The following is a 10,267-nucleotide window of genomic DNA, read 5'->3' on the forward strand; positions in this document are numbered from 1 at the left end:
CTTCTTCAGGACCGGCGAGGACGTGCGCGACCGCGTCAACCTGAAATTCCTCGGCTATCTCCCGACGATCGGCGGCAAGCTCGGCAAGGACGAAAAGCCGAGCGAGACCCAGGTAGACGCCAAGACCACCCAATCGCTGTCGGCGGCCGAAAGGCGGGCGCGCATGCGGGTCAGCATCGATTCTCCAGCCTCGATGTTCTCCGAAACGCTGCGCAGCGCCAAGATCGCTTTCGACGTCGTGATGGAAGGGCAAGGCAGCCGCGTCATCGGCGTCATCTCGGTGCTTCCCGGCGAAGGCAAGTCGACGGTCGCGGCAAATCTCGCCGGGTTGCTCGCCGCCAATGGATCCAAGACGCTGCTGATCGACGGCGACTTGCGCAATCCCGGCCTCAGCCGGGGCCTTGGCATGGAAACCGAGCAGGGCTTGATGGAAGCGGTGGTCAGTGGCCAGACCTGGCAGTCCGTCGGCAAGATCGACAGGCAGACGAAGCTGGCGATCATCCCGGCGGTGCTGCGCGGTCATTTCTCGCACACCAGCGAACTTCTCTCCTCGGCCGGCATGCGACGCTTCATCGAGAACGCCAAGGAGACGTTCGAATACATCGTCGTCGATCTGCCGCCGCTCGGACCGGTGGTCGACGCCAAGGCCTTCGCGCCGTTGGTCGACGGTTTTGTACTGGTCACCGAGTGGGGGCGCACCCCGCGCGCGATGGTCAGGTCGATGCTGGAATCCGAACCCTATGTCGCCAACAAGATCGTCGGCGCGGTGCTGAACAAGGTCGATTTGAAGAAACTGGCCAAATACGGATCGTTCGGCGGGTCGGAAAAATTCTTTGATAAATATTCGAGCTACTATCTGGAAAAGTCGGAAGTGCGCGGCAAGGCGCCGGTGTGACGTCCACCGTTGCGCGAGTGGACCCTCTCTGAAGTGTATCGATCTTCAGGTCAGCACACTTGGATATCGATGCGCGTCAGGAGAAGATCAGCCTGCCTTGCTTGTCGGCGATCCTGACGGCGGTCAGGCGTCCGCTCTGGAAGGCGGCTGTGTCGATGCCGAGCCGGCGCCCTTCGAGCTTCGGGACGTCCACCGGAGTATGCCCGTGCACCACCCAGCGGTCGAGCAGGTGCGTTGCCTCGAAGAAGTCCGAACGGATGTTGGCCAGGTCGTGGTCGGTTTGCGCCGCAAGGTCGACGCCGGGCCTGATGCCGGCGTGGACGAACACGAACTTCCGCGAACGGACCATGATCGGCAGCCCGCGCAGGAAGCTGACGTGATCGTCTGGAATGATCTCCCTTATGCGTCGGTCGATCTGCGCGCTGCTCCCGTAGAGGCTGGCGAGGCGCGCCGGATCGATGCCATAGGAAAACAGGGTTTGCAGGCCGCCCGTCGCCAGCCAGGGCTCGCGGGACAGATTTCCGTCGAGATAGTTCAGCATCGCCACTTCGTGGTTGCCGGCAAGACAAATGCGCTGAAACCCTTTCGGCGGCGGCGCCAGGAGGTGATCCAGCACCCGCGCCGACTGAAGCCCTCGGTCGATGTAGTCGCCAAGCATGACGATGATCTTGTGGCCCTGGAAGCGCAGTGAATCGAGCAGGATCTTCTGCTCCAGGGCACGGAGTTCCTTGTAGCAGCCATGCACGTCACCGATCGCATAGACGACGGCGTCCTGCATGTCGATATCGAGGCGCGCACGCGCCGCGATGCGGGGTTTTCGCTGGAACAGGGTCACGTGCAGGGCGTCTCGAGGCAAGCTCTCATACGGAAGGCATAAGTGCCTGTTATCATGCCCGAAACGGAGAATTCCGCAATCGTGGAAAATGCAGCCCCGCCGGGTCGGGACCGCAATGCATGTCGCTCAGAAATAAGCGCGGTTTTGGGAGAATGATCTGTGGAAACAAAGGCCTGAAGCGGGCCTGAAGCCGCTCAGGCGCGACATGCTTTAGGTCGGCGGCCGGCCCGGTCTGCCGGATCGTCGTCAGGCTGCCTTGAGCCGATAACGGAAAACGGTGTGGTCGAGCAGCAGCCGGATGCGTGGTTCGGCCTCGATCGCCACCAGCCAGCTTGCCGCGATCATCGTCGCGCCGACGACCGCCATCGAGAACAGATGTGGCAGACCGGCGCGAACCAGAATGCCGAGCAGGGCCGCGCCGACGACATCGTGCAGCAGGTAGAGCGGGTAGGTCATCAGCCCGATCCGGCGCCAGCCGCTCCAGGTGAGGTCGAGCCGCAGCGACCATGCCATCAGCGCGATGCCGATGAGGAAGATGAGGATCGGCGGCGCGAACGGCATATCCCGCCCGACCTTCAGGATATGAACGTCGACCGAACTGGCGATCTGCAGCACACCACCGGCCAGGAACAGGGCGCAGAAGGCAAGTCGGGCGCCTGTCACCGCCTTGATGCGCATCAGCCACAGCATGACGCCGGTGGCGAAGAAAACGCCGTGATGCACCAGCAGCAGGTCGAGTGTGCGTGTTTCGGCAAGATCGGCCCAGCCGAGCGGGTAGTATAGGCACCAGAACAGCGTGCTGACCAAGCCGATGGCGACGGCCACAATCTCCATCAGATGGAAGCGGCCAAAGCTGAGCAGGATCCAGACGATGGCATAGAAGGCGATCTCGATGCCCAGCGTCCAGTAGACGCTGTCCACCCAAGGCGCGTACGGAACGAACAGGCCGGTGCGTAGGAGCCTGATGACGGCATCGGTCGGCCAACTGAGCCCGACAAGCAGCAGCACCACCGCGGTGACCGGTGCGCAGATCCAGACCGCCGGCGCCAGCCGTTTCACCCTTGCTTCGAAAAACTGCAGGGGTGTCGACCTTTCGGCGCTGAAGGCGATGACGAAACCGCTGATGACGAAGAAGATCTGGACGCCGACCCAGCCGGATTCGACCCAGGCGCCTATTGCCGGCTGCGGGGGAACGCCGCCCGTCGCGCGCGCCGAAACACCGTCCGGATACGCCCACACCCAGAAGCCATAGTGGTAGACCATGACCATGACGGCGGCGAGAAAGCGCAGGATGTCGACGCCGCCAAATGTAATCTTCTGCTGAGCCATGCGACCTTTGTCGATGTCCCCCCGCGAACGACTTTAGGGTGCATTGCTGCGTCGCACAATAAAAGTATTGCTTGCCGATCGAAAAGGTCGTCCGCGGCCCACCCTTCAGTGGCTCAAAGTCCGATTCCGCGTTCCTTCAGGGCCTTAGTGATCTCGTCGAGGATGACCGGATCGTCGATCGTCGCCGGCATGGTCCATTCTTCCTTGTCGGCGATCTTCTGCATGGTGCCGCGCAGGATCTTGCCCGAACGCGTCTTGGGCAGGCGCTTGATCGTCACCACCGTCTTGAAGGCGGCGACCGGGCCGATGCGTTCGCGCACCAGACCGACCACCTCGTTCTCGATAGAGCCGATATCGCGGGTCACACCCGCATTCAACACCACGAAGCCCAACGGAACCTGGCCTTTCATGGCGTCGGCAATGCCGATCACCGCGCATTCGGCGATATCGGGATGGGCCGAAAGCACCTCTTCCATGGCGCCGGTCGACAGCCGGTGGCCGGCGACGTTGATGATGTCATCGGTGCGAGCCATGACGTAGAGATAGCCGTCCTCGTCGACCATGCCGGCATCCGCCGTCTTGTAGAAGCCGGGGAACTCGTCGAGGTAGGCTTGGCGGAACCGTTGATCGGCATTCCAAAGCGTCGGCAGGCAGCCGGCCGGCAGCGGCAGTTTGATCACCACATTGCCCAGCGTGCCCCGCTGCACCTCATGGCCACCATCGTCGAGCACGCGGATGTCGTAGCCGGGCATCGGCACGCCGGGCGAGCCGTATTTCACCGGCAGCAGGCCAAGGCCGGCGGGATTGATCGTCATCGGCGAGCCGGTCTCGGTCTGCCACCAGTGGTCGACCACAGGCACATTCAGCTTCTGCTCCGCCCATTTGATGGTTTCCGGGTCGGCGCGCTCGCCGGCAAGAAACAGCGTGCGGAACCTCGAGAGGTGGTATTTCGCAATGAACTCGCCCTTCGGGTCCTGCCCCTTGATGGCGCGGAACGCGGTCGGTGCGGTGAAAAGGGCTACGACACCATGCTCCGCTATCACCCGCCAGTAGGTGCCGGCATCGGGCGTGCCCACAGGCTTGCCTTCGAACAGGATGCTTGTGCAGCCATGCAGCAGCGGTCCGTAGACTATGTAAGAATGGCCGACCACCCAGCCGACATCGGATGCCGCCCAGAACACCTCGCCCGGCTTGACGCCGAACTCGTTTTCCATCGTCCATTTCAGCGCGACCATGTGGCCGCCATTGTCGCGCACGATGCCCTTGGGCTGGCCGGTCGTGCCCGATGTGTAGATGATGTAGAGCGGATCGGTGGCCAGCACCGGCACGCAATCGACATTGGCGCCCGCTGCCCGTTCGCGGGCGACGGCATCGGCGTAGTCGATGTCGAAATGCTCCTTCAACTCGCAGCGCAACTGGTCGCGCTGCAGGATCAGGCAGGCGTCCGGCTTGTGGCGGGAGATCTCGATCGCCTTGTCGAGCAACGGCTTGTAGGCAACGACGCGGCCCGGCTCCAGGCCGCAGGATGCCGAAATGATCAGCTTCGGCCTGGCATCGTCGATGCGGGTGGCAAGCTCATGCGAGGCAAAGCCGCCGAAGACCACCGAATGCACGGCGCCGATGCGGGCACAGGCGAGCATGGCGATGGCCGCCTCGGCCACCATGGGCATGTAGATGATGACGCGGTCACCCTTGCGAATACCACGGTTATTCAGCACCGAGGTGAGTGCAACCACCTCGCGCTTCAACTCGGCATAGGTGAACTTCATGATCGTTCCCGTGATCGCGCTGTCATGGATCAGTGCGATCTGGTCGGCGCGCCCGCCGGCGACATGGCGGTCGATGGCGTTGTAGCAGGTGTTGCAGGTGGCGCCGGTGAACCAGCGGCCATAGACGCCAGCCGTGGCGTCGAACACCTTGTCCCAGGGCGAATACCAGTCGATGGCGCCGGCTGCGTCCGCCCAGAAGCGTTCCGGGTCGCGTTTCCAGCCTTCATAGACCTCGTGATAGCGTGAAGCCATCCATACCTCCCCAGGAATGATTTTCTTCCCTCCAGATAGCGCGCTCTACCCTTGGCCGCAAATGCACGCCATTGTACGGCCGATATCGACCTGGCGCTTGGGGGCAAGCAGCTATGAAATTGCGATTCGAGATTGGAGTGGAGATGTTTGCTGCTGTGCGGATCATCGGGCGCCTTGCGCTCCCATTGGTCATGGGTGTCGTGCTCGCGATCTCAGCTGGAACCGCTCAGGCTGGCGATGCCGCGGCACGGCACATCATCGGCTTTTCGCCGGATGGCGCTTATTTCGCCTTCGAGCAATATGGAGCGCTCGACGCCGGCGCCTCGGACTCTGGCTGGTCGCAGATAGACATCATCGATACCCGCACGGATCAGTTCGTTGGCGGTAAGCCGATCCTCGTCGTCGACGAGACGGAGGAGGCGATACTGACGCTGGAGCAGGCGAGGGCGCAGGCCGCCGCTCAGGCGGCGCCCATTCTCGCCCAATATGCCATCACATCCCCAGCCGAGCAGTCGGCTTCCGACAAGTTCACCTTTCCGGGCGAAATGGTTGCCTACAACGACATTTCTCGCCTCGAGCAGGTGTCGCAGAAATGGCTGTCGCCGCTCCATGGCGAAACAGGCATTTCGACCATCCAGCTCGACGAAATCCTGGCGGCCAGCACGAGCGATTGTTCGGCGAGTTTCGATGTGACGCGGCAAGGCGACCAGCTACTTCAAGGGGAAAAGCCACTTCAGGGTGAGAAGGCGGGCAAGGCACTCGGCTTCCGGCTGACGCTGCAAGGCCAGGATGGCAAGCCGTTCAAGATCCTGCACGAGGACAAGACCGTGCCGGGCTCAAGAAACTGCCCGACCTCCTACAGCCTGTCGGAATCCTACGAACTCACCCCGGCCGGCAAGCCGGCGGTGATCGTCGTGCTGGTGCAGCGTTTCAGCCAGGGGTTCGAGGGGCGCGATCGCCGCTTCCTCGCGGTGACCGGGCAGCCACGCTGAGAGGTCACGCCCAGGCGCCGGCAGCCGCTCTGTCTGAAAGGTTGTTCTAGATCGGCAGGGCCACAAGCATGAGGCCAATGCCGCCAGCGATCAAAATGGCTGTGGCCAGCGCTTTTCTGTGACGTTCGAAGCTCGTCGGAGCCCGCTCCCAATTGTAACGCATACGCTATCTCCCCAATACCCGGACAGGTTTTACCTTACTTAGGGGAAGAAATGCAACGTCCGCTGCCGGCAGGCCCACTGCTTGTCACATTTCATCGATGACTATTTCTGGGACGAATGCGGCCGGGAAGACGCAACCGAGCAGGTTCTAACGCGACTGGCGCGGAGAATCCGTCAGCAAAGCCGTTGGTCCCGTGCACTGGGCTCCCATGATCGGCTGATAGACAGCGCTCCACCTCCGCGCTATCTGATTTCCGGGATGAGCGTGGCTTGGAGGGGCGTGGTGGAAATAGTCTCTGGAACCGTTCTGCGGCTGGCCGAGGATGCCTCGGTGCAGCATGTGGGCGATGGCGCAGTCGTGCTTTTGGCGCGCAGCGGCCAGCTTTACACATGCAACGGCACGACCGAAGCCTTTCTCGGCAAGGTGGACGGCGCGCGCAACCTCGACCAGATCGTCGACCTGCTTTGCGAGGAGTTCGAGGTCGACAAGGGGACGCTCGATCAGGACATGGCGGCACTGGCCGCGGATCTGATCTCTGAAGGTATCCTCGCCGCGCCAGGTGCTTGATGACTGACGGCCCGCTCCTGCGCGCTCTGTTTCGCTGCCATCTCTGGGCAAGCGCGCGGCTGATGCCGGTCTTGGTCATCAACCGGAGCTTCGAGGAGGTGCTCGAATGGGCGCCGCTCGCCTCGTCGACGCCCTATCGCGGTCTGCCGTCCGCCTACATAGTCGCCAGCGTCAACCGCGCCGTCCGCCGTCCCTGGCTGATGCGTGACCGCAGGTGCCTGAGGGAGGGTCTGCTGGGTCATCGTTTCCTGCGCCTGGCCGGATTCGATCCGGACCTGCGCTTCGGCATCGATCCGCAGTCGATGCAAGCGCAGCGCCTGGCAGCGCATTGCTGGGTCTGCCTCGATGGCAGGCCGGTGGTCAGCGACAAGCTTCCCGGCATGGTCGAAATCTATCGTCATCATGCCGATGCCGTAAAGGCGCGTCCCGCTTGACCAGACCTTCAGCCTGCTATGGCCTCAACGGCCTGATCCTTGGCATATCGGCCGAGCGCCCGGAGCTGTGGCAGGATTTCGACCGGATGCTGGGCAGCCTGCGTATCGCGGAACCCGTCGAGCCGGACTTTCGTCTCGAGATCGCCGAGACAGACACCCTGGACGAGGCACCCAACGGATCCCTCGTCTTCGATGGCGAGGTGCCGGAGGATGGTCCCTGCCGGATGTTCGAGGATGGTGGTATCATCCATCTGGTCTTTCCCGAGCGTCAGACCGTTGCCATCAATGGCGTGGCGGGCTGGGCCGAACTCCGGATCCACCCTGGCGCGAAAGCCGCGTGGACACCGGCAATGCTGGTGCTCGACGCCGCGCTCGACGCCGGTGGCCAGCATATGCTGCACACTGCCGGCTTGACGTTGCCGGATAGCGATGCGGTGGTGCTGATCCATGCTCCGAGCGGCACCGGCAAGACCACGACGTCACTCGCGCTGGCAACTCAGGGCTTTGGCCTCTGCTCCGACGACGCCATGATCGTGCATGCCACTTCGGGCAAGGTCATAGCCTGGGGTCTGCCGCGCGCCGTCAAGATCCATCGGAAGACCGCGGAGATGATCCCGCAGGTGGCGCCCTGCCTTGGCCAGACCTGGGATCGCAATGGCGAACAGCCCATCTCGCTCGAGCGGCTGGCCGGGATCGTGCGGGTGGAAAACGCGTCCGCCCGGCCGGTGGCGGCCCTTCTGCACCTGGCGCGTTCCGCCGGAAGCCAGAGCCGGCTCGTCGCCATGGCCGGGACCGACGCGATGGTTGCGCTGGCAGTAGACAATGTCCGCACCGGCATGACCGGGCTGCTGCCGATGCAGAAGCGCCGGCTGGCGACCATCGCCGGGCTGGTCAATGCGGTTCCGACCTTTCAGCTCGAAGTGGGCGCGCGCCCGGCTGACGCAGCGGCACTGATCAGCGCCGCTCTGACGACGCGGGACTGAACAGCCGATCAAGCAGCGTGCGGTCTGGCCCTGGCCAGCCGTTGGATCCAGCGGAAGGCGTCGCGGCGTAGGCGCGAACCAAGCTTGTCCCTGGAATTGACGCCGAGCAGCGTATTTGTGGTGATCAACCGCCTGGCCAGCCGTATGGAGAGATCGGGTTTGATGCGGCCAGCGAGTTCGAGCGCGCGGCTCTCCTCGAACAACTGGCCGGTCACATCGAGCACGATTGCCAACTCGAGCTCGATGCCGGTGGTACGGGCAGCGTCGAAGAGGCGTGCTTCCGCTTCGGGTGATTGCAGCGCCCGCACGCCTTGCAGCACGTCGACGCAAAGCTGCAGCCGGTGGAATTTGTGGCCGCCGGCGGCATGCACGATGGCGATCGTCAGAAGAGCGGCCGGCGTGTCTGTCGCGTCGCCGTCGATAGCGCGCAATTCAGGGAAACCCAGCGACAGGCGCCGCCGCATGCCGGTGTCATGCACGAGGTCGCCATGCAGTTCGACCAGCAGGCTGGAATTCTCCTTTTCGAGCCATTTGAATTCCTGCAATTCGTAGGACTCGGCCTCGTTGCTGCCAAGCTCGAAGCCGCATGCCGCGATCACCCGGTTTGCCCTGGCCAGATTGGCGGGTTCGACCAAGATGTCGATGTCGGTGAACGGCCTGTCGGCGACGTTGCGGTAGAGCTTGCGCGCGAAGACCGGCCCCTTGACGATCCGCGCCGGAATATTGTCCGCCGCCAGTCCCTTCATGATGCGGTCGCCATGATACTTCAACAGCATCGACTGGCCGGTGGCGATCGTCGCTTTCTGGCGCAGGTTCTCCAGTCTGTCTCGCAGCTCCTGATCCGATGGCAGTTGCGCGTCGCCGCTGAGCTTGCGCAGCATGATCGGCAGCACGCCATGGAATTCGGCGTTGTCGAGCAGCGACATCAGCGTCTTTGCCGGCAAATTATCGACGTCGACAGTCGGCGCCTCCGGATCTGCGTAGCGCAGCAGCAGCTTTTCTTCGGCAGGGGTAAGCGGTGGCAGCATCAACCTGGACAATGTTGCGATTGCAGGGAAAGATGTCGCAGAAAAGCAGGGTGGAAGCCAGCTTTACATACCCCAGCGCAGCGCTGCCGTGTGTACCGGCGCATCCCAAAATCCGGTCGTCTCGTCGTCGAGCATGGTCAGCGTGATCGAGCAGCCGGCCATGTCGAGCGAGGTGACGTAGGAGCCGACCAGCGAACGGGCCACCGTCACGCCATGCTTCTCGAAGATCAGCCGTGCGCTGTTGTACATCAGGTAGAGTTCCATCAGCGGCGTGCCGCCGAAGCCGTTGACGAACAGCAGCGCCGAACCCTTCGCCCTGTCCCCGAGATCGCCCAGGATCGCGGCACAAATCTCCTGCGCGATCGCATCGGCGCTTTTCAACATGTCGCGTCGGCGTCCGGGTTCGCCATGGATGCCGACGCCAAATTCCATCTCTCCGTCGCCGATGTCGAAAGTCGGCTTGCCTGCCGCCGGCACGGTGCAACTGGTCAGCGCCACGCCCATCGAGCGGGTGGCCGTGTTGACGCGGTCGCCCAGCGCCTTCAACGGCGCCAGCGCCAGGCCATGTTCGGCCGCCGCGCCGACGATCTTTTCCACCACCAGCGTTCCGGCGACGCCACGCCGGCCCGTCGTATAGGAAGAATTCTCGACTGCGACATCGTCATTGGTCACGATCTGCTGGACGCCTTCCGACATCTCGGCCGCCATGTCGAAGTTCATCACGTCGCCTTCATAGTTCTTGACGATGAACAGGCAGCCGGCGCCGGTGTCGACGGCTTGCGCCGCCGCCAGCATCTGGTCCGGTGTCGGCGAGGTGAACACCTGGCCGGGGCAGGCGGCATCCAGCATGCCGTGTCCGACAAAGCCGCCATGCAGCGGCTCGTGGCCGGAACCGCCGCCGGAGATCAGCGCCACCTTGCCCGGCCGCAAGGTCTTACGGCGGATGAATTTGTGCTCGTCGCCAAGTACGAGGATGTCGGCATGGGCGGCCACGAAACCGTTGAGGCTCTCGGTCAGCAC

Annotated in this window: 10 protein-coding genes; 5 read left to right on the forward strand and 5 right to left on the reverse strand. The window is 63.2% G+C overall.

Translation table 11 applies throughout. From position 1 onward, the window contains the following. A partial coding sequence (locus tag EOD15_RS20370) for a polysaccharide biosynthesis tyrosine autokinase (protein ID WP_127408767.1) occupies nt 1-895 on the forward strand: 895 nt, incomplete at its 5' end. Between the two features lie 76 nt (nt 896-971). On the opposite strand, the gene EOD15_RS20375 is transcribed toward EOD15_RS20370, so the two are convergent. The 3 genes from EOD15_RS20375 to EOD15_RS20385 form a co-directional block, all read right to left on the reverse strand. Next, nucleotides 972-1,730, reverse strand: a complete 759-nt coding sequence (locus EOD15_RS20375; RefSeq protein WP_127320667.1) for a metallophosphoesterase family protein — start codon at nt 1,728-1,730, stop codon at nt 972-974. A gap of 246 nt (nt 1,731-1,976) precedes the next feature. Next, nucleotides 1,977-3,059 carry an acyltransferase gene (locus EOD15_RS20380; RefSeq protein ID WP_127320668.1) on the reverse strand — a complete coding sequence of 361 codons (1,083 nt, stop codon included), beginning with the start codon at nt 3,057-3,059 and terminating at the stop codon, nt 1,977-1,979. Nucleotides 3,060-3,172: 113 nt separating this feature from the next. Then, nucleotides 3,173-5,080, reverse strand: a complete 1,908-nt coding sequence (locus tag EOD15_RS20385; RefSeq protein WP_127320669.1) for a propionyl-CoA synthetase — start codon at nt 5,078-5,080, stop codon at nt 3,173-3,175. Nucleotides 5,081-5,223: 143 nt separating this feature from the next. Here EOD15_RS20385 and EOD15_RS20390 point away from each other — a divergent pair, with 143 nt between their 5' ends. The 4 genes from EOD15_RS20390 (at nt 5,224) to EOD15_RS20405 (ending at nt 8,219) form a co-directional block, all read left to right on the forward strand. Further along, entirely contained in the window at nt 5,224-6,072 is an 849-nt protein-coding gene (locus tag EOD15_RS20390; protein WP_245463721.1) for a DUF2259 domain-containing protein, read from the forward strand. Nucleotides 6,073-6,514: 442 nt separating this feature from the next. Continuing rightward, nucleotides 6,515-6,802 (forward strand): PqqD family protein, encoded by a 288-nt coding sequence (locus EOD15_RS20395; protein WP_164748961.1) that lies wholly within the window; start codon nt 6,515-6,517, stop codon nt 6,800-6,802. Next, entirely contained in the window at nt 6,802-7,236 is a 435-nt protein-coding gene (locus EOD15_RS20400) for a lasso peptide biosynthesis B2 protein (protein ID WP_127320670.1), read from the forward strand. The genes EOD15_RS20395 and EOD15_RS20400 overlap by 1 nt, the downstream gene beginning before the upstream one ends. Next, entirely contained in the window at nt 7,233-8,219 is a 987-nt protein-coding gene (locus EOD15_RS20405; protein WP_127320671.1) for a serine kinase, read from the forward strand. Before EOD15_RS20400 ends, EOD15_RS20405 begins: the two co-directional genes overlap by 4 nt. 8 nt (nt 8,220-8,227) lie before the next feature. On the opposite strand, the gene EOD15_RS20410 is transcribed toward EOD15_RS20405, so the two are convergent. After that, nucleotides 8,228-9,247, reverse strand: coding sequence for a nucleotidyltransferase family protein (locus tag EOD15_RS20410; protein ID WP_127408769.1), 1,020 nt, complete (start codon nt 9,245-9,247; stop codon nt 8,228-8,230). A gap of 63 nt (nt 9,248-9,310) precedes the next feature. Further along, nucleotides 9,311-10,267: dihydroxyacetone kinase subunit DhaK (gene dhaK / locus EOD15_RS20415; RefSeq protein ID WP_127408768.1), on the reverse strand; the 957-nt coding region annotated here is incomplete at its 5' end.

The organism is Mesorhizobium sp. M7A.T.Ca.US.000.02.2.1, from assembly GCF_003996995.1.
In the GTDB taxonomy this organism is placed as follows: Bacteria; Pseudomonadota; Alphaproteobacteria; order Rhizobiales; family Rhizobiaceae; genus Mesorhizobium.